This window comes from Vibrio sp. 1978, from assembly GCF_033344345.1.
The window spans coordinates 1-508 of sequence record NZ_JAWPOP010001079.1; the positions used below are offsets into that span (position 1 = coordinate 1).

1 protein-coding gene is annotated in these 508 nt (G+C 50.6%); it reads left to right on the forward strand.

Annotation, left to right across the window (positions count from 1 at the left end; genetic code table 11):
• Nucleotides 1–508: ATP-binding protein (locus tag R8N49_RS30750; protein WP_318190902.1), on the forward strand; the 508-nt coding region annotated here is incomplete at both ends.

Sequence of the window (508 nt, forward strand, 5' to 3'; positions counted from 1 at the left end):
TAAATTTGAGCAGGTCGATACTTCCGCGACAAGGCGACATGAAGGAACGGGCTTGGGGTTGGCAATCTCAAAACGTTTGATCAGCATGTACAACGGTGAGCTTTGTGTGCACTCGGATTTTGGCAACGGATCGTGTTTTAGCTTTAGTTTGCAGTTGCCTAAACGAAGTCAGCCTCATTCTGAACCGGTAGAACTGAATGCAAATCGACTATTGTTGATTGATGATTATCTACCGCGCGTGGAACACTTGATGCGCTTAGCTAAAGAGATTGGCATCGATGTGACTCATCGCAACGATTGGGCTGCGGCGCAGTCTTTGGGCAGAGATTTGGACGATTTTGACCGCATCATCGCGAGCGTGAACAATGCTCAGGATAGAGATGCGCTCTATGAGCTTGATGCGACAGAATCAGCCGCCAAACGGGTACTGTTTCTCGCCCCTTGCGTGATGGAGGAAGGGCAGGCATGGTCGTGCGAGCGGGATCGTTTACTGCCGCAACCTGTCACG